The following is an 18,271-nucleotide window of genomic DNA, read 5'->3' as shown; positions in this document are numbered from 1 at the left end:
TCATGAGCACCACCGTCCAGGAAGTCCGGGCCGCCGCCGACGCGCTCGTCGCCGCCTTCGCCGAGGGCCGCCTCGACGACTACTTCGGCGCCTTCGCCCCGGACGCGAGCTTCGTCTTCCACACCACCCCGCAGCGGCTCGGCTCCACCGCCGAGTACCGCGCGCTGTGGCAGCGATGGGTGGACGAGGACGGCTTCCGCATCCTCGGCTGCACCTCCTCAGCCCAGCTGATCCAGCCCGTCGGCGACACCGCCGTCTTCAGCCACGACGTGGAGACGCGGATCGCCACCCACTCCGGCGAGGAGACCGTCCAGGAGCGGGAGACCATCGTCTTCGCCCGCGCGGACGACGGCGCCTGGGTCGCCGTACACGAGCATCTGTCCGCCCGCAGCGCCGCCTGACCAGGAGAGACGTCCATGAGCACCACCTTCCGCAACTACATCGACGGTGCGTTCGCGGACGCCTCGGACGGCCGCACCCTCGACGTGGTGGACCCCACCACCGGTGACGTCTACGCGACCTCCCCGCTCTCCGGGGCGGCCGACGTCGACGCGGCGATGGCCGCCGCCGCTGCCGCGTTCCCCGTCTGGCGCGACACGACGCCGTCCGTACGGCAGCGCGCCTTGCTGAAGATCGCCGACGCGATGGAGGCCCGGGCCGACGAACTGGTCGCCGTCGAGAGCCGGGACACCGGCAAGCCGCTGCATCTCACCCGCAGCGAGGAACTCGCCCCCGCCATCGACCAGATCCGCTTCTTCGCGGGCGCGGCGCGGATGCTCGAAGGGCGTTCGGCGGGCGAGTACATGGAGGGCATGACCTCGATCATCCGCCGCGAGCCGGTCGGGGTGTGCGCACAGGTCGCGCCCTGGAACTACCCGCTCCTGATGGCTGTTTGGAAGTTCGCGCCCGCGCTCGCGGCCGGCAACGCGGTGGTCCTCAAGCCCTCGGACACCACCCCCGCCTCCACCGTCCTGCTCGCGGAGATCATCGGCTCGATCGTGCCGAAGGGCGTCTTCAACGTCGTGTGCGGCGACCGCGACACCGGCCGGCTGATGGTCGAGCACCCCACCCCCGCGATGGCCTCCATCACCGGCTCCGTGCGCGCCGGCATCCAGGTCGCCGAGTCCGCCGCGAAGGACGTCAAGCGGGTCCACCTGGAGCTCGGCGGCAAGGCCCCTGCGGTGGTCTTCGAGGACGCCGACCTGGACAAGGCGGTCGAAGACCTGATCGTCGGCGGCTTCTTCAACGCGGGCCAGGACTGCACGGCCGCGACCCGGGTCCTGGTCCACGAGTCGGTCCACGACGAGTTCGTGGCCGCGCTCGCGAAGGCTGCCGCGGAGACGAAGACGGGCCGGCCGGACGACGAGGACGTGCTCTACGGCCCCCTCAACAACGCGGGCCAACTCGCCCAGGTCAGCGGCTTCGTCGAGCGCCTCCCCGAGCACGCCAGGATCGAGACCGGCGGCCACCGGGTCGGCGACCAGGGCTACTTCTACGCCCCGACCGTCGTCTCCGGCCTCCGCCAGGACGACGAGATCGTCCAGAACGAGGTCTTCGGACCGGTCATGACCGTCCAGTCCTTCACCGACGAGGCCGAGGCCGTGCGCTACGCCAACGGCGTCGACTACGCGCTGGCCTCCTCGGTGTGGACCAGGGACCACGCGCGGGCGATGCGGATGTCGAAGGCGCTCGACTTCGGCTGCGTCTGGATCAACACCCACATGGCACTCGTCGCCGAGATGCCGCACGGCGGCTTCAAGAAGTCCGGTTACGGCAAGGACCTTTCGGCCTACGGCTTCGAGGACTACACCCGGATCAAGCACGTCATGACATCACTCTGACCCGAGGTCGGCCAGCCGCTGCCAACGGTCCTCCAGCGCAGGGTCGATGGCGCTGCGCCACACCAACGTCCCGCCGATCAGACCGGGTTCGTCCCGGGGCGCCAGGGCCGGGGCTTCGAGCGCGTCGGCGGCCTCCTCCAGGTAGGTCACCAGCGTGTCGCGCTCGTCGTCCGGGTGGTCGTCGTAGCGCGACCACCGCCCGAGGAACCCGGTCTCGGTGTCGAGGTAGAGCCCCGAGACGCGGTTGGCGGGACTGTCCGCGGCGACCGGGATCCAGCCCGGCCGCCACACGATGATCCGCTCCTCCTCGGGACGACTGGCGTACGCGGTGTCCATGTGCGCCTGGGCCTCCGTCTTCTGCCGGTGTACGACGGCCACCGCGTCCAGCGGCAACAGCGCCCGGTTGCCCGGGAGGCAGCCCCGTCCGTCGGACCCTTCGTCGCCCGCAGTGAGCAGCCACAGGACGGTCAGCTCGACGGGTATCCGCACCCCGATCCCGCTCTCCAGCGCGGCGACGGCGGCCGGGTCGGCGCCCGTGCGGAGCGCCGCGTAGGAGTCGGGCGCGCTGTCCCGGAGCCGGCGCGTGATCCGGTGCCAGGCGTCCGCGACCTCCCGCACGGTGACCGCGGTGACATCGGGTTCGGCGGCCAACTCCCGCTCCTGCTCGGCATCTTGAACGTCGTCGGGTTCGGCGGACGGGGCCAGGGCGACGTACCGGATCTCGATGCGGTCGGGCTCATGGAGGTAGCCGACCGACAGCGAGGGACAGTCCTCGAACATCTCACCGTCGACCAGCACGGTACGGATACCGGGCAGCCGCGACGGCACCCCCATGTCCGGGTCGTCGGCGAGCTGCCCGGCCACGGCCTTCAACGCGTAGGGAGCACCGGCCCCGAACCGGGCGGCGGCGTCTCGCACGAGCGCGGGTATCTCGACGTCCACGGCCTGGGGCTCCTTGAGCTGGGGGAGAGCGATGCGCTCCACACCCTAGGACGCCGCAGGCTCCCGGCGTCTGCGGGTCATGTCCTGAGGGGTGGCCCGCAGGGCGAGGGCGCGGGGGTAGATCGCCTGGAGGAGGGGGCCCGTCATGGCGGTGGTCAGTACCGCCATGACCACCATCAGGGAGTACAACCGCCCGTCCAGGATGCCGAGTTGGCGGCCGACGCTGAGGATGATCAGTTCGGTGAGGCCGCGGGTGTTCATCAGGACGGCGAGGGCGGAGGAGATACGACGGTCGAGACCGTTGGCGTAGGCGCCCGTGTACGCGCCGACGACTTTGCCGCCCACCGCCACCAGGAGGATCAGCGCCAGCTGGCCGAGGTCGGACCAGCCGAGTCGGGACAGGTCCACCTGGAGGCCGGCGACCAGGAAGAACACGGGGAGCAGCAGCACGTTGTTCACGAGCCCGACCCGTTCGCTCAGATCGGCCCGGAGCCGCTCCGATCCCGGGCGCGGGACGACCGCCCCGAACAGGAACGCCCCGAAGATGAAGTGCAGCCCCATCCACTCGGTGGCGGCCCCCGACAGCAGCAGCCCGGCGAACGCCGTGGCCAGCAGGACGGCCGTCGGCTGCGCGGACACCCCCGGCCTCTTCAACAGCCGCCCCAGCAGCCACCGTACGGGGTAGCGCATCAGCAGCAGATACGGCAGGAACAGCAGCGCCCGTTCGGGGTTGCCGCCCGGTGCGACGATCGCGACCACCACGGCCAGCAGTGACCAGGCCAGTACGTCGGCGAGGGCGGCGCAGCACAGCGCCAGCGCACCCAGCGGGGTGTGGTCCAGGTGGCGGTCGGTGAGGATCCGGGCCAGCACCGGGAACGCGGTGATGGACATCGCGGCGCCCATGAAGAGGACGAAGCCCAGATGGTCGGGGCTGGGATGGTCGCGCAGGAGATAGGTCCCGAGCGCCATGCCCAGCCCGCACGGCAGCAGCAGCGAGGCCAGGGAGACGGAGGCGGCGATACGGCCCGTGCCGCGCACCATGCCGCGGTCGAACTCCAGGCCCACCAGGAACATGAAGACGGCGACCCCGACATCGGCGAGCGCGGTCAGGAACGGCCGGATGTCGGTCGGCAGCAGCGCACGCGAGACCGCGCCGTCGAACAGGGTCGGGCCGAGCAGGATGCCGGCCAGGATCTCGCCGACGACCGCGGGCTGCCCGAGTCTGCGCGCGAGCGCCCCGCACAGGGCCGCGGCGACGATGACGACGGCCAGTCCGGTCAGTAACGCGGATGCTTGGGAGGAGGTCATGGCGGGACGGACTCCTTGTGCCGGGGATCCTCGGTGGGCCCGGACGAAACCGTGCCACCTCTGGCCGAAGCGACGGCGCAGGTCTCACGACGACATCGGCACTGCGTTAACGGGATGGCGACACAGTGGGACGGGCCCAGCCCCATCGAGGAGCCGACTTGGGCATGAATCCGAGACCGAGGATTTCGTGAGCGGCACCTCGCTCTTCCTCTTCGTAAACCCGGTGCAATTCCCCGACCGACATAGAGAAGTGGTCGGGGGATTGGGTCGGTGCGATTGTTCCTGGGCGCGTCGCCGAAGTGAGCGGACCGTCAACGCCCCGTCGCCGACGGCTCGTTGGGGAGGACGGCCCTCGGCGGCCCGTCGGCGGTCGCGCGCAGAGTGGGTTCGTTGCGCAGGCGTACGAAGGTGATGGCCAGGGCGACCGCCTGGACGGCGGCGCAGCCCAGGACGGCCGTGCCGAGGTGGGCCGGCGGGGTGAGGGCGACGAGGATGCCGGCCAACGGGAACGGCAGCAGCAGGAGCAGCATGGTCAGGGAGAGCGTGGTGCCGAAGGCCGTGGCCGGGATGACCAGGGAACGCAGGGTGCGCAGCACGACGGTGAGGCCGCCGTCGCCCGCCATGAACAGCGCGACGAGGACCGTGTAGGCGGCGTAGGACGGGGCCTGCGGGAGAGCCAGGCAGGCCGCCGACGCGAACGTCGCGCACACGACCCCGACGCCCCACAGGTCGAGTCGGCTCAGCGCGAGGCGGCAGCAGGTGACCGCCAGCAGGGTCGCTGCCGCGGCGGCGGACCACAGGGTGCCGACGTCGGCGGAGGAGCGGCCGAAGTTCTCCACCACGATCACGGGACTGGCCGACTGGAGCAGACCGAGGGCGAGATTGGAACAGGCCAGGCCCGCCACCAGCCAGCGCAGCGCGGGCAGTTTGCGCAGCATCCGCAGCCCGGTCCGCAGCCCACCGGGTGTCCGTTCGCCGTCCGGCCGCGCGGAGCGCAACGGGGTGGGCGGGGTCTGGAGACCGAGTACGGCGGCCAGCAGGGACAGCGCGGTCAGGCACCCGAGCATCCAGCCCGGTCCCACCAGCAGCAGGAAGCCCGCGAGCAGGGGGCCGACCAGCATGGCGGTCTGGTCGATGCCGATGAGGACCGACTGCACTCCGTGCGGCCGGTGTTGGGCCCGCCGGGTGACGATCACGCCCACCGCCTCGTTGGCCACGAAACTGAACTGGGTGAGCGTGCCGGTCACCGCGGCCAGCACCAGCACGGTCACCGTCTCCGCGGTGCCGCGCGGCAGGACGGCGAGGGTGACCGCCGCCCCGGCCAGCACCAGGGCCCGCAGCAGCGAGGCCAGGAAGCACACGATGGCCGCGCCGCGCCGGTCCACCACATTGCCGGCCAGCACGAACGCGGCGATCCGGGGCGTCCACTCCAGGGCGAACGCCAGGCCCGTCAGCGACGGGGACCGGGTGATGGTCAGGACGAGGAGCGGCATGGCGTACGTCGACATGGAGAACGCCAGCGCGTCACTGGTGCGGGGTGCGTAGATCCGTCGGAAGAGACTGCCGGACGGAACGGCTGCATGGCGACCGGCGGGCGGCCGGTCCTCGTGCAGGGTCATGGCCACGGAGCGGAGGGCTTTCGGTGAGGCGTATCACGGAGGGGGAAACGGGCGGCCCCCGCCCACGGCGAAAGGAATTCGCGGGAGGCGGGGGGCAGGGTAAAACGCCTACGGGCAACGGCAGTTGAGGCGTGAAATATATCGCAGCCAAGGGGTTCGGCATATCCCGAGCGCACATCTCCGCACATCTCCGCACGGCCTCCGCAAGGGATTCGTGGCATTTCCGCCGCCGAAATCGGACGTGTCCGCAGATTTATGGCCCGGGGTCCGAGAGGTGATGGTCCCGTCGGTCAGCTCAGAGCCGGAAGCCCTCGGCGAGGCTCTCGATGTGGGCGGTCAGCAGGGTGTCGCCGCGCTGCCCCATACCGGCGAACTGCAGGGCTATTTCGAGACTGACCGTCCCGTGCAGGGTGGACCAGGCCATGACCGTGCCGGCGAGCGCGATCCCCATGGCCGCGCGCTCGGTACGGAGCCCGGTGTGGGCCGTGACCCAGTCGCGGACGGCGGGCTCGCGGTCGGCCCACGCGGTCATCTCCTCGACGAGGGGCGCGACGGCGGCGCCCGGCTCGGCACCGACGAAGAGACCGAGAAAGGGTCCGAGTGCGCCCCGGGCGCCACCGGACGTGCCCGGCGTCGCGACATGGCCCGGGAGCGGCGCGCCCTGGATGAGCTGGTGGAGGTGCGGCCGGCGCATCGCCCAGGACCGGTAGGCGAGGGCGAGTCGGTGCAGCCAGGCCCTGGGTTCGATCGGCGCGCTCGGGGCGGAGCCGGTGCCCGCGTCGTCGATGGCGTGCGCGATGTCGAGATAGGCGTCCGTGACCAGGGCGTCGACCAGCGCGTCCCGGCTGCCGTAGTAGCGGTAGAGGGCCGGTCCGGAGAGCCCGAGTGCCTTGGCGATGAGGGTGAGTCTGAGCCCGGACGATCCGCCGGACGCCAGCTGCCGCAGCGCGATTTCCTTGATCTCCGACCGTGTCCGTTCCCTGAAGCGCTCCCGAGGGGTGGGGATGCGTGTCGTCACGGTGACCTCCTCTGTCGGCCATGGCCGTGCCGGTCATGCCGATGAGCGCTACTGTATACCTCGTTAGTTATTGTATGTAGCGAACATGAGTGACGATCCCAGGAGGATGGGGCATGGCAACCCAGGCGCGCAGTCCGCGGGAGCGGTACCGGGAGCAGACCCGCTCGGAGATCAAGGAAGTGGCCGTACGCCAGCTCGCCGCCGGGGGTCTCGAGAGCGTGGCCCTGCTGCGGATCGCCAAGGAGATCGGGATGTCGGGCCCCGCGCTCTACCGCTACTACGCCAGTCGGGACGACCTGCTCGCCGAACTGGTCCTCGACGCCTACACGGATGCCGCCCAGGCCGTCCACACGGTGGACATCGAAGCCGGCGGACGCGCGGCGCTGCACGCCCTGACCAGGGCCTATCGGGCGTGGGCGGTGACGAATCCGCATCTCTACCTGCTCGTCCAGGGCACCCCGGTGGCGGGCTTCACCACTCCGCCCGAGACCGTGCTGCGGGCCCGGTCGGTCCTCGGGCCGTTCCTGCCGGTCTTCGCGGAGGGCCGGCCGCTGGCCGGTCTCGACCCGCTGCTCGCGGAGTTCCAGGTCTGGCTGCGCGACGAGCCGGACGTGACGGCGTGGGTCGCGCAGTGGACGGGCCGGGACCCCGCCGACCCGGCGGCGGCCGTCGCGCTGACCGGCGCGATCATGGCCTGGCCGCAGATCCACGGCACCGTGGGCCTGGAGACCGCGGGCCAGTTCACCGGCATGGGGCACGACCCCGCCACCCTGCTCGACGTACAGACGACGATCCTGGCGGACGCCTTCCAGCTCCGCTGACCCCCTCGCCCTCGCGGGCGCTCACCACTACTGACCAGCGCTTACGAGCCCTGTCGGCCATCGCCGGCGGGGCTCTTTCGTGTTCCGTACCGGGTGCCCCCGAAGGTATCTTGCTAGATGTAGTCGTGACAGTTACGCTCTATAACAACGGCATTGAAGTGTCGCGCAAAAGCGTGCGTGCGGCACGCCATGTCATCCCCTCGCCTCGTCTCGCCCACAGGAGGAGCCCACCGTGATCGAAGCAATCGGACTCACCAAACGCTACGGAGAGAAGGCAGCCGTCAACGACCTGTCCTTCACCGTGCGCGCCGGGCAGGTCACGGGCTTCCTGGGCCCCAACGGCGCCGGAAAGTCGACCACTCTGCGCATGCTGCTCGGCCTGGACCGCCCGACCTCCGGCACCGCGCTCATCGACGGCCGGCCCTACGCCTCGCTGACCCGGCCCCTGCACACGGTCGGCGCCCTGCTGGACGCCTCCGCCTTCCACCCCGGCCGCTCGGCACGCAGCCACCTGCGGGCCATCGCCCTCTCGAACGGCATCGGCGCCGCCCGCGTGGACACCGTCCTCGACGAGGTCGGACTGTCGAGCGTCGCCGGACGCCGGGCGGGCGGCTTCTCCCTCGGCATGAAGCAGCGGCTCGGCATCGCCGCCGCCCTCCTCGGCGACCCCCAACTCCTCATCTTCGACGAGCCGGTGAACGGCCTCGACCCCGAGGGCGTCCACTGGATCCGCACCCTCATGCGGGACCTCGCCGCGCGGGGCCGTACGGTCTTCGTCTCCTCGCACCTGATGAGCGAGATGCAGTACACCGCCGACCACCTGGTCATCGTCGGCCGCGGCCGGCTCATCGCGGACAAGCCGCTCGCGGATCTCATCGACTCCGCCGCCGGCACCCATCTGACCATCCGCACCCTCCCCGCGCACCGCGGCGAACTGGCCGCCGCCCTGCGGGCGTTGGAAGCCCAGGTCGAGACGCGCGCCGACGACGCGCTCGCCGTGCGCGGCACAACTCCCCACGAGGCGGGCCTGCTCGCCCACCACCGCGGTATCCCGCTCACCGAACTGTCCGTCCAGCGCTCGACGTTGGAGGACGCGTACATGGCCCTCACCGACGACGCCGTCGAATACCGGGCGAAGGAGGCAGTGTGATGCGTGACGTGATCGCCTCGGAGTGGCTCAAACTCCGCTCGGTACGCTCGACTTGGTGGGCGCTCGGCGCCGCCCTCGTCCTGATGCCGCTGACCGGTCTGCTCATCGGGATCAACACGAGCTCCGACCAGCTCGGCAACCCGTCCTACGACGCCCTCGACACCCTGACGGGCACGGCCATCGTGCAGTTCGCCTTCGGTGTGCTGGGCGTCCTGGCCATCTCACCCGAGTACGGCACCGGCCTCATCCGTACGACCTTCGCCGCCGTGCCGGCCCGCGGCCGGGTGATCGCGGTCAAGGCGGGCCTGCTCACCGTGGTGTTCGCGGTGGCGGGCACCCTGGTCTCGCTCGTCACGTTCCTCGTCGGACAGGCCGCGCTCCCCACGGGCCTGGGCGTCTCGCTCGGCGACCCGGGCGTCCTGCGGGCCGTGCTCGGAGCCTCCTTCTACATGGTCTTCATCGGCATGTTCGGCTTCGCGCTGGGGGCGTTGATCCGGCACACGCAGGGCGCGCTGTCCGTGCTGATGGCCGTGGTCTTCGTGATCATGGGCATCCTGCCGTCCATCGTGCCGCAGTCCCTCCAGGACAGCGTCGCCGCCTACTCGTTCACCGGACTCGGCCGCTCCCTGATCGTCGTCAAGCACGTCGACGGCGTCACCACCCCGCTCACCGCGCTGGTGCTCTGCCTGGTGTACGCGGCCGTCGTCCTCGTCCCCGCGTTCGTCCTCACCAACCGACGCGACCCCTGAGTTCCCCCCAACTCGCGTCCCCACCAGAGCACTTCACGGAGGCCACCATGTCCCACACCACCTACAACCAGCAGCGGTCCGCGGTGAGCGTCGTCCTCGACAACCGTCTGTCGTACGTCAGTTTCGGCCTCGCCTGGCTCGTCGGGCACGGCGTGAACGCGCTCACCCACGGCGACGATCCCCTCGTGGACCTGCCGTCCGCGATACCGGCCTCGCTGCTCGTCGTAGGCCTGCTCGCCGGTGTCGTCGTCACCGGCGTTATCACCTCCAAGGCGCTGCGCGGAGTCCGCGGCCCCGACGCGCTGGCCGGGAACCTGCTCGCCGCGTCCTGGCCGATCGGCTTCGGCGCCCTGTTCCTGATCATCACCGCGCTGAGCGCGGCCCTCGACGAGCAGAAGGTGCACACCCTCATGTGGCCCACCGCCTCCGGGCTCGTCGTGGGACTCCTCTACCTCGCCGGAGGTGCCGTCTACCGCGATCGCCTCCAGTACGTCCTCGGCACCTGGCTCGCCCTCACCTCCTCCGCCGCGCTCTTCCTCCACGGCGCACCCCTGTACTGGGTGCTCGCCCTCGCGGGCGGCGGCAGCTACCTCGTGGCAGCGGCCCTGGAACCCCGCCGCCACGCCAAGGCCCTGCTCGCCAGGGCGAGTTGAGACACCACCTGCGGACGGCGGCCACCGGCACCACGCCGGTGGCCGCTCTCCGTGTCCTCCTGGCAAAAGCGTGCCTAGTAGCCGTGCCCTGCCTTCTTCACCTTGCGGGAGACCGTGAACCGGTCGACCTCCGCGCCGGTCGCGGCCAGCGCCCGGACCGTGAGCGTCGTCGTACGGCCGGGTGTGGCCGGGGCGACGTCGACGCGGATGAACGAGTAACCGGTGTAGCGCACCCGGGACCAGTCGACGTTCTCGGTGACCTTGCCGTCCTTGCCCGTCCAGTACGTCGGCACCGAGTCGATCGCGTCCTCGTGGCCCTCATAGCTGTCGGCCACCGGGAAGCTGTACACGCTCTCGCCGCCCGCGCCCGCCGTCACGTACACCACACCGCCCTTGGCAGGCTCGTGGGTGCCGCCGATCGGCAGGGACCGTACGGCCTTGTCCTGGACGACCGGGTCGGTGCGCTCGTAGACGTGGTTGTGGCCGTTGACCACCAGGTCCACCTGGTGCTTCTCGTACAGCGGCACCCACTGCTCGCGCACCCCGCCCTCGGAGGCGTGCGAGCTGGTGGTGGAGAAGGCGCAGTGGTGGTGGAAGACGACGACGAAGTCGACGTCCGTACGGGCCCGCAGCTCGCCGAGCCGCTTGTCGAGCCAGGCGGTCTGCTTGCCCGCGGTGTAGCCGATGTTGGCGGGGATCTCGTACGACACGTCGTTCGCGTCGACCGAGACCACACCCACGTTGCCGTGGACGAAGGAGTAGACACCGGGAGCTGACGAGGCGTCAAAACCGTTGCCGGGGAGGGTGAAACGGGCCTCGTTGCCGCCGTAGCCGTTGGGGGAGTACCAGGACTCCATGTCGTGGTTGCCGAACGCCACCATCCACGGCACCCGGCTGGAGAGCGGCTCGATCTGCGCCAGGAACGAATCCCACTGGCGGGCGTCGTAGTTGCCCGCGTCCCCGGGCAGCCCGTGGCCGGTCTCCTCGGCGTAGCAGATGTCGCCCGCGTGCAGGTGGAAGGCCGGACTCTGCGCCTGGACAAGGGCGTTGAGGCCGATCGAGGTGTAACTCGGGTTCTGGTCACCGAAGGCGGTGAACGTGAACGGCCGGGTGCTGTGCGTGCGGGGCGCGGTGGTGAACGAGTAGATGGCGTGCGCGGCGCCCGGGTCGGCGGGGTCGAAGCCGTCGTGGCCGACGCCGTAGTAGTACGTCGTGTCGGGGCTCAGGTTGTCCAGCGCCGCGTGCACGTAGTACTGGTCGATGTCGGCGCTCTTGCCGATCCCGGCCGGTGTGAACAGGTCGCGCACCTCGGCCGGTATGCGGTGGCTCAGGTCGAGGGGACTTCTGCCGATCCGGAGGAACGGTTTGCTGACCGGCAGAGGCACCTGCCAGGACACCCGCATCTGGGTCCGGGGATCGGCGCCGTAGGCGAGGTGCCTGCCGAACGGCGCCACCAGCGAACCGTGCACGGTAGACGTGGTCGAAGCAGGCACCAGCGTGGGCGTCGCCGCCGCCGCGACACCCCCGCCGCCCGCGAGGGCGACACCGGTGGCGGCGACCGCGCCACCGCGCAGCAGACCGCGCCGGGAGAAGGCGCGGCGGAGGTACTCGTGTTGCTCGGGCATGCTCAGGGTGTCGGCGAGCCGGTCGGGAAGGCCCATGCGAGGAGTGTTCATGGGCGCGACGCTGGCAGCGCCGGTTGAACGACCGATTGCCGCCTGCCCATGGACTGGCCATATCCCGCCCATCGCCTGGCTTGTTCGCTACGCCTCGGATGTCGCCGGTGGCCGGGTGAAGTGTCAGGCGTCGGCCAGGATGGGCAGTGCCAGGGGGCTGGTGCTGTGTGCGGGAGCCAGGACTGGTCATGGTCGGCCCGTTGTCTGGCTTGCCTGCTACGCCTGGGACGTCGCGGGTGGCTGGGTGAAGTGTCGGGTGGCGGCCAGGATGGGCAGTGTCAGGGGGCTGGTGCTGTGTGCGGGAGCCGGGACTGGTCGTGGTCGGCCCGTTGTCTGGCTTGCCTGCTACGCCTGGGATGTCGCGGGTGGCCGGGTGAAGTGCCGGGCCGCGGTCAGGACGAGCAGCGCCAGGGCGGCCGGTGCCGCGTACGCGAGCCGGAACTCGCCGGTGGAGCCGAGCAGTCCGCTCACCGCGCCACCGGTGAGGACACCCGCGTAGTTGAAGAGGTTCAGCCGGGCCAGGACCGCTTCCGAGGCGGCCGGGCGCAGCCGCGCGGCGGAGGCCAGACACAGCGGGGCGAGCACCGACGCCCCCAGGCCCACCACCCCGGCCGCGAGCACGGCGAACGGCCAGCTCGGAGCCATGGCCATGCCCGCCAGCGCACCCGCCACCACCACGGCGGCCGTGCGTACGATGGCGACCGTCCCGACCCGCTGCACCAGCCGGTCCACGCTCGCGCGGCCGACGACCGTGCCGGCCTGGTACGCCGCGTACGCCATCGGCGCGACCGTGAGCGACGCGGCGAGGGTCTGGCGCAGATAGACCGCCGACCAGGCGGAGACCGTCGAGTCCACGACGTAGACGACGAGTAGGACCAGACCGAAGGGGAGCAGCCGCAGCCACAGCCGACGACCCAACGGCGGTTGCGCAGACGGCACTTGGGCGACGGGAAGGACGTGCGTACGCAGACAGCAGGCGACGAGCAGCAGGATGCCCGCCTGCACGGCCAGGCCGTCGCCCACGGGCCGGTCGAGACGGGCCGCCCCGGCGGTGAGCAGGGCCGCGAGCACACCGCCCACGCTCCACGCCGTGTAGAAGGATCCGAACACGCTGCGGCCGTAGGCGCGTTCGATCGCGGCGGCACGGGTGTTGATCCCGACGTCGAGGCCGCCCACCGCGAGACCGAAGAGGACGTAGGCGCAGACGGTGGTCCCCGGGCCGGGCGCCTGTCCGATCAGGGTGAGCGCGACGGCGGCCGTGAGCAGGGCGCCGCGCATCGTGGCGACCGGACCGGCGACACGGACCGCGGCCAGCCCGAGAAAGCTGCCGAACCCGGCCGCCAGGGCGACCGCGACCAGCGTGGCGGTCGTCAGGAGCGGGGAGAGCCCCTGGTGCTCGGTGACCGCGGGGACGGTCGTGTACACGGCGGCGACGGACACACCCTGGGCGGCGAACGCGAGCGTCGCCACCCTCCGGGCGCCCGCCCTGGGGGCGCGACGCCCGCTCTCGGCCCGGCTTGGAGCGCTGACTGACATGCAGGGACCGTAGTCAGGCGGTGCGGGACGGACGCAGGACGCCGGGGGCCGTTGAGGGGACTCCGGAGGCCAGTGGGCACGACCGGTGCGGCCCGGGTGCTTACGGTGGTCGCCCACGAGGAGGTGAGTGCGATGTTCCCCGACCCGGCCCCGGCGGACCCGCACGGGACGAGCCGCAGCACATCGGCGACGATCCAGCCGAACATCCTGCGCTATCTCGTCACCGTCGCCGACGAACGCGGCATCGACCTGCGGCCCCTGCTGAGCCAGGTCGGCCTGGACGAGACGCTGATGCGGTCCGCCGCGCTACGGGTGTCGTACCGGCAGGGCAGCGCGGTGATCCGGCGCGCGGTGGAGCTCACCGGGGACGAACGGCTGGGCCTGAAGGTCGGCGCGGCGCAGCACCTCACCGCGTGGGGCCTGCTCGGCTTCGCGCTGCTGGCCGCCGACACCCTGCGCCACGCCATCGAGACCGGGGTGCGGTACCAGAACCTCTCCGGCGCGATGACCGTGTGGTCGACCGGCGTGGACGAGGACGGCGCCTTCGTGCTGCGCGCCGACCTCCCCGATCCCGCCGTCGACCCGAGCGTGGCCTCCTTCCTCATCGAGGAGGGGCTCGCCTCAGTGGTCACCGTGTCCCGACTGGCCATCGGCCCGGACTTCGCCCCGCGCGTGGTGGAGTTCTCCGCCCCGCCACCCCGTCAACACGCCCTGTACGACGCCGTGTTCGGCTGTCCGGTCCGCTTCCGCGCCCCGGCCGACCGCATCGTCATCGACCCCGCGTGGGCCCGCGCCCCGATGCCCGGCCGCGACCGGGTGACATACGCCTCGACCCTGGAGACGCTCGACACCCAACTCGCCTCCCGCACCGGACAGCAGGACCTCCTGGAAGTGCTGGAGGTGTCCGTCGCGCAGAGCCTCCCGGTGATCCCCTCCTTCGGCGAACAGGCACGACGGCACGCGACCAGCGAGCGGACCCTGCGCCGCCGACTGGCCGACTGCGGCACCACCTACGAGGCACTGGCCGAGGGAGTACGCCGGGAACGCGTCGAACAGCTGCTGCTGCGCCCGGAGTTGACGCTGCGTGACATCGCCCACCGGGCGGGCTTCTCCGACGAACGCGCCCTGCGCCGCGCGGTACGCCGCTGGCACGGCACCTCCCCGGTCCAGCTGCGGGAGCGGCTGCTCCAAGCGGCGGCGCACCGCGAGTAACCGGGTCAACGGGTGCGGATCCAGACCGACTTCTCCCGCGTCCACTGGTCGAAGGCGTTCGTCGACTTCTCCGCGCCGCCGAACCCGGACTGCTTCCAGCCGCCGAACGGGGTGGTGATGTCCCCCTCGCTGTAGGAGTTGACGGAGACCACGCCCGCCTCGATGCCACGGGCCAGCCGCAGCGCGGTGTCGAGATCGCGGGTCCACACGGAGGCGGCGAGCCCGTACTCGGTGGCGTTCGCCATCCTGACCGCCTCCTCCTCGGAGCCGAAGGTCTCGACGGTGACCACCGGACCGAACAACTCCCTTGTGAGTACGGCGCTTTCGGCGGGAGCGCGGGTGATCACGGTGGGCGGGTAGTAGGCGCCGTGCGCGGGGAGCCCGTGGGGGAGTCCCGCCGTGTGGATCTGGGCCCCGGCCGCGCGGGCGGCGTCGACGGCACCCGCGACCCGGTCGAAGGCGGCGCGGTCGATGAGCGGCCCCTGCTGGGTCCGCGGGTCGGCCGGATCGCCGACGACGAGTTCCCGCGCCGCCGCCGTGAACCGCTCCACGACCTCCTCGGCGATGCTCCGGTGCACCAACACCCTTGAGCCGGCGGTGCAGTTCTGCCCCATCGTCAGGAACGCGGCCTCGATCACGTCGCCGATCAGCTCGTCGCCGTAGGAGAGCGCGTCGGCCATCAGCACCTGCGGGCTCTTGCCACCCATCTCCAGGGAGACGCGTTTGAAGTTGCTGTCGGCGGCTGCCCTGAGGACGCGGCGGCCGGTGGCGGTCGAGCCGGTGAAGGAGAGGGCCCGGACGAGGGGGTCGTGGGCGAGGGCTGCGCCGGCCTCCGCGCCGTAGCCGGGCAGCACCGTGAGCACGCCGTCGGGCAGGCCGGCCTCGGTGGCGAGCGCGGCGAGGTGGAGGGCCGAGCGCGGGGTGGCCTCGGCGGGCTTCACGAGGAGGCAGTTGCCGGCGGCCAGCGCGGGGCCGACCTTCCAACTGGCCATCGCCAGCGGGTAGTTCCACGGCAGGATCGCCGCGCCGACACCGACCGGCTCGCGGCTGACGAGACCGAGCGCGTCGGTCCCGCTCGGCGCGAGTCGGCCGAAGACCTTGTCGGCCGCCTCGGCGAACCAGCGGATCGCCTCGACCGCTCCCGGCACATCTCCCGTACGGCACTCCGTGATCGGCTTGCCCGCGTCCTCGCTGTCGAGCCGGGCGAGGAGTTCGGCGTCCCGTTCCATCAGGTCGGCCAGCCGCAGCAGTACGGCACTCCGCTCGCGGACCGGCAGCCGCGACCACACCCCGGAGTCGTAGGCGAGTCGGGCCTGTTCGGCGGCCTTGGTGACGTCGTCGGCGCTCGCGGCGGGCAGGGTGGCGAGCGGCTCGCCGGTGGCCGGGTTGACGACGGTCAGGTTCTCGTTCCTGGTCATGCCTCCTCCACCAACTCCCAGCGCCCGTCGGTCTGTCGGGCCAGTCCGCGACCGCGCAAGTCCTCCAGATAGCGGGCCATTCCGCGGTCGCCGCGCCTGCGGAACAGGGGGAAGATCCTGGGCAGCAGGTTCGGGACGAGCATCGCGCACCGCACCAGACGGGACTCGCCGGACCGGGGGTATGCCTCAAGCCGTGGCCTGTCCAGCAGGCTCACGACGGCCGCGACGACGTTCGCCGGCTGCTGCGGGCGGTCCTGGAACTGCATCGAGTTGCCGCCGTCCACGGCCTCCTGGCGCAGCATCCGGGTGTCGGTCGCCGAGGGCAGCACCGACCCCGCCAGGATGCCCCTGCCACGCAGATCCAGGCCGATGGCGAGCATCGCGCCGCGCAGCCCGAACTTGGACGCCGTGTAGATCGGGGTCTCGCCCAGCGGGAAGATCCCGCCCAGGGAGACCGTGGTGACCACCCGGGCGTCCCGCGAGGCCTTCAGCAGGGGGATCGCGATCCGGGTGGCGACCAGCGGGGAGGTCAGATTGAGGGTGATCTCCTGCTCGATGCTCTCGACGCTGCGCGCGTCGAACCGCTCCGAGCTGGTCATGCCCACGTTGTTCACCAGCACGTCGAGCCGGCCGTGCACCTCGCCGACCCGCTCGAACAGCCCCTCCAGCTGGGCGCGTTGGGTCAGATCGCAGCCGATGCCCGAGTGCCCGGCACCGGGCAGCGCGGCGGCCACCTTCTCGGCACGGGCCCCGTCGATGTCGACGACGACACAGCGCGCGCCGCCCGCCGCGAAGCGTTGGCACAGCGCACTGCCGATACCGCCCGCGCCACCGGTCACCAGCACGACCTTGTCGGTGAAGTCGAACCGCCTCATGCCGCCGTCTCCACCCGTCGCGGAGACCGCACCGGCGGCGCCTGGCCCTCGGTGCGCCAGCCCATCTGCCGGGCCACCTTGCCGAGGTACTTCACGAACGCCCCGCTGTCGACGTAGCCGGTGTGCCGGGGCGAGGCGACGAACTTCAGCCCGCCGGACAGATCCGGCCGGTCGGCGCGGATCATCTGCGTGAACCGCTCCGCGTCGGCCAGGCCGTGGCGCGCGTCGTGCAGATACCCGGCGATCAACTGCGCCTGCATGTCGAAGAGTTGGTACGCCCCGGCGTTGGTCTCGACGAACCCGATCCCGAACAGGCCCCGGTGCTCGCGCGAGAACGACGACAGATACAGGTCGGGATGCTGCTCGTCGCCGAAGTACCGCTGTGCGACCGGGACTTTGTGGACGAAGCCGGTGGCCAACAGGATCAGGTCGAAGTCGTCGCTCGTGCCGTCCGTGAAGTGCACGGTGCTGCCCTCGGCGCGGGCGATGCCGGGCCGGGCGGTGATGTCGCCGTGCTGGAGGTGGTGGATCAGCATCGAGTTGATCGCCGGGTGCGTCTCGAAGAGCTTGTGGTCCGGCTTCTGCAGGCCCAGGCGCGTCGGATCGCCGTTGACGATCCGCAGCAGACCGCCGAAGAGCCGCTGCGCCAGCCACATCGGCAGATGCGGACCGCTGTTGGCGATGGTGTCCACCGGCCGCCCGAAGAGATGCTTGGGGATGAACCAGTACCCGCGCCGCATGCTGATCACCGCACGGTCCGCCGCCCTGGCCGCGTCGCACGCGATGTCACATCCGGAGTTCCCCGCGCCCACGACCAGCACCCGCTTGCCGCGCAGCTCCTCGGCGCTGCGATAACCGACGGTGTGCCGGACCTCCCCGCTGAACTCCCCAGGAATGTCAGGGATGTTGGGGTGCCACTGGGAGCCCGTGCACACCACCACCTGCCCGTGCAGACTCTCCCGCCCGTCGGTGCGGACGACCGTCCAGGTGCCGTCCGCGTTCTTCTCGACGCTCGCGACCCCGGCGCCGAACTCGATCCGGTCCGTCAGCCCGTAGGCGTCGGCGAAGGACCGCAGATACGACAGGATCTGCCGGTGCGGCGGATAGTCCGCGAAGTGATCGGGCATGGGGAAACCGCTGAAGCCCGACAGGGTCCGGCTGGAGATGAAGTGCGCCGACTCGTACATCGGCCCGCCCGGATTCTCGATGTCCCAGATCCCGCCGACCCCGGTGTGCCGCTCCAGATGCGTGTACGGCAGCCCCCGCTCCGCCAGCGCCCTGGCGACCGCCAGTCCGGCGGGCCCCGCCCCGATCACACACGTGTCCAACTGGCTTTCCGTCACGAGCCTGCCTCCTCGGTCGTCCCGTTTCACGGGTGGTGGAGGAAACGTATGCACCCGCTGTCCTGCGGGAACTGACCCGCGCGGCCAGGGACCGGACCTCGGCGGCCGTG

The 18,271-nt window shown here is 71.3% G+C and carries 16 protein-coding genes; 7 read left to right on the top strand and 9 right to left on the bottom strand.

From position 1 onward, the window contains the following. Positions 1-2: 2 nt before the first annotated feature. Both JHN45_RS17280 and JHN45_RS17275 read left to right on the top strand, forming a co-directional pair. On the top strand, positions 3-401 hold the full coding sequence (locus tag JHN45_RS17280) for a nuclear transport factor 2 family protein (RefSeq protein WP_201049635.1): 399 nt from the start codon (positions 3-5) through the stop codon (positions 399-401). Between the two features lie 15 nt (positions 402-416). Beyond that, complete coding sequence (locus JHN45_RS17275) at positions 417-1,841, top strand: gamma-aminobutyraldehyde dehydrogenase (protein WP_200709124.1); 1,425 nt, start codon at positions 417-419, stop codon at positions 1,839-1,841. Here the strand turns inward: JHN45_RS17275 and JHN45_RS17270 are convergent. From JHN45_RS17270 to JHN45_RS17255, 4 genes are all read right to left on the bottom strand, one after another. After that, on the bottom strand, positions 1,833-2,783 hold the full coding sequence (locus tag JHN45_RS17270; RefSeq protein ID WP_201049634.1) for a hypothetical protein: 951 nt from the start codon (positions 2,781-2,783) through the stop codon (positions 1,833-1,835). The two genes, JHN45_RS17275 and JHN45_RS17270, sit on opposite strands and share 9 nt — an antisense overlap. A 45-nt stretch (positions 2,784-2,828) precedes the next feature. Further along, entirely contained in the window at positions 2,829-4,091 is a 1,263-nt protein-coding gene (locus tag JHN45_RS17265) for a cation:proton antiporter (RefSeq protein ID WP_201049633.1), read from the bottom strand. Between the two features lie 311 nt (positions 4,092-4,402). Then, positions 4,403-5,710 carry an MFS transporter gene (locus JHN45_RS17260; protein ID WP_201049632.1) on the bottom strand — a complete coding sequence of 436 codons (1,308 nt, stop codon included), beginning with the start codon at positions 5,708-5,710 and terminating at the stop codon, positions 4,403-4,405. Between the two features lie 295 nt (positions 5,711-6,005). Beyond that, positions 6,006-6,728 carry a TetR/AcrR family transcriptional regulator gene (locus tag JHN45_RS17255; protein ID WP_201049631.1) on the bottom strand — a complete coding sequence of 241 codons (723 nt, stop codon included), beginning with the start codon at positions 6,726-6,728 and terminating at the stop codon, positions 6,006-6,008. A 113-nt stretch (positions 6,729-6,841) separates the two neighbouring features. On the opposite strand from JHN45_RS17255, the gene JHN45_RS17250 reads away from it, so the two are divergent. The 4 genes from JHN45_RS17250 to JHN45_RS17235 all read left to right on the top strand — a co-directional run bounded on the left by JHN45_RS17250 (position 6,842) and on the right by JHN45_RS17235 (position 10,101). Continuing rightward, complete coding sequence (locus JHN45_RS17250; protein ID WP_201049630.1) at positions 6,842-7,549, top strand: TetR/AcrR family transcriptional regulator; 708 nt, start codon at positions 6,842-6,844, stop codon at positions 7,547-7,549. A gap of 232 nt (positions 7,550-7,781) precedes the next feature. Further along, positions 7,782-8,699, top strand: coding sequence for an ABC transporter ATP-binding protein (locus JHN45_RS17245; protein WP_200709118.1), 918 nt, complete (start codon positions 7,782-7,784; stop codon positions 8,697-8,699). After that, entirely contained in the window at positions 8,699-9,448 is a 750-nt protein-coding gene (locus JHN45_RS17240) for an ABC transporter permease (protein ID WP_201049629.1), read from the top strand. The genes JHN45_RS17245 and JHN45_RS17240 overlap by 1 nt, the downstream gene beginning before the upstream one ends. 47 nt (positions 9,449-9,495) lie before the next feature. Beyond that, positions 9,496-10,101, top strand: coding sequence for an ABC transporter permease (locus JHN45_RS17235; RefSeq protein WP_201049628.1), 606 nt, complete (start codon positions 9,496-9,498; stop codon positions 10,099-10,101). Between the two features lie 74 nt (positions 10,102-10,175). On the opposite strand, the gene JHN45_RS17230 is transcribed toward JHN45_RS17235, so the two are convergent. After that, positions 10,176-11,762: a metallophosphoesterase family protein gene (locus JHN45_RS17230; RefSeq protein ID WP_201049661.1), complete on the bottom strand. Its 1,587-nt coding sequence runs from the start codon at positions 11,760-11,762 to the stop codon at positions 10,176-10,178. A gap of 360 nt (positions 11,763-12,122) precedes the next feature. Next, entirely contained in the window at positions 12,123-13,313 is a 1,191-nt protein-coding gene (locus JHN45_RS17225; RefSeq protein WP_236583771.1) for an MFS transporter, read from the bottom strand. A gap of 132 nt (positions 13,314-13,445) precedes the next feature. Here JHN45_RS17225 and JHN45_RS17220 point away from each other — a divergent pair, with 132 nt between their 5' ends. After that, on the top strand, positions 13,446-14,525 hold the full coding sequence (locus JHN45_RS17220; RefSeq protein ID WP_201049659.1) for an AraC family transcriptional regulator: 1,080 nt from the start codon (positions 13,446-13,448) through the stop codon (positions 14,523-14,525). 5 nt (positions 14,526-14,530) lie between these two features. Here JHN45_RS17220 and JHN45_RS17215 read toward each other — a convergent pair whose 3' ends face one another. From JHN45_RS17215 to JHN45_RS17205, 3 genes are read right to left on the bottom strand one after another with little or no spacing between them, the layout of a single operon-like run. After that, on the bottom strand, positions 14,531-15,943 hold the full coding sequence (locus tag JHN45_RS17215) for an aldehyde dehydrogenase family protein (RefSeq protein ID WP_201049627.1): 1,413 nt from the start codon (positions 15,941-15,943) through the stop codon (positions 14,531-14,533). Further along, positions 15,940-16,818, bottom strand: coding sequence for an SDR family NAD(P)-dependent oxidoreductase (locus JHN45_RS17210; protein WP_201049626.1), 879 nt, complete (start codon positions 16,816-16,818; stop codon positions 15,940-15,942). The genes JHN45_RS17215 and JHN45_RS17210 overlap by 4 nt, the downstream gene beginning before the upstream one ends. Beyond that, complete coding sequence (locus JHN45_RS17205; protein WP_201049625.1) at positions 16,815-18,161, bottom strand: NAD(P)/FAD-dependent oxidoreductase; 1,347 nt, start codon at positions 18,159-18,161, stop codon at positions 16,815-16,817. The genes JHN45_RS17210 and JHN45_RS17205 overlap by 4 nt, the downstream gene beginning before the upstream one ends. Positions 18,162-18,271 lie beyond the last annotated feature (110 nt).

Origin of the sequence: Streptomyces sp. MBT53 (assembly GCF_016654115.1) — a bacterium.
Lineage (GTDB): Bacteria > Actinomycetota > Actinomycetes > Streptomycetales > Streptomycetaceae > Streptomyces.
This window is presented reverse-complemented; position numbering and strand designations above follow the sequence as displayed.

Coding starts and splice junctions, on each gene's coding strand:
- JHN45_RS17280 (WP_201049635.1), top strand. CDS start 3: ATGAGCACCACCGTCCAGGAAGTCCGGGCCGCCGCCGACGCGCTCGTC.
- JHN45_RS17275 (WP_200709124.1), top strand. CDS start 417: ATGAGCACCACCTTCCGCAACTACATCGACGGTGCGTTCGCGGACGCC.
- JHN45_RS17265 (WP_201049633.1), bottom strand. CDS start 4,091: ATGACCTCCTCCCAAGCATCCGCGTTACTGACCGGACTGGCCGTCGTC.
- JHN45_RS17260 (WP_201049632.1), bottom strand. CDS start 5,710: ATGACCCTGCACGAGGACCGGCCGCCCGCCGGTCGCCATGCAGCCGTT.
- JHN45_RS17250 (WP_201049630.1), top strand. CDS start 6,842: ATGGCAACCCAGGCGCGCAGTCCGCGGGAGCGGTACCGGGAGCAGACC.
- JHN45_RS17240 (WP_201049629.1), top strand. CDS start 8,699: ATGCGTGACGTGATCGCCTCGGAGTGGCTCAAACTCCGCTCGGTACGC.
- JHN45_RS17235 (WP_201049628.1), top strand. CDS start 9,496: ATGTCCCACACCACCTACAACCAGCAGCGGTCCGCGGTGAGCGTCGTC.
- JHN45_RS17230 (WP_201049661.1), bottom strand. CDS start 11,762: ATGGGCCTTCCCGACCGGCTCGCCGACACCCTGAGCATGCCCGAGCAA.
- JHN45_RS17225 (WP_236583771.1), bottom strand. CDS start 13,313: ATGTCAGTCAGCGCTCCAAGCCGGGCCGAGAGCGGGCGTCGCGCCCCC.
- JHN45_RS17220 (WP_201049659.1), top strand. CDS start 13,446: ATGTTCCCCGACCCGGCCCCGGCGGACCCGCACGGGACGAGCCGCAGC.
- JHN45_RS17215 (WP_201049627.1), bottom strand. CDS start 15,943: ATGACCAGGAACGAGAACCTGACCGTCGTCAACCCGGCCACCGGCGAG.
- JHN45_RS17210 (WP_201049626.1), bottom strand. CDS start 16,818: ATGAGGCGGTTCGACTTCACCGACAAGGTCGTGCTGGTGACCGGTGGC.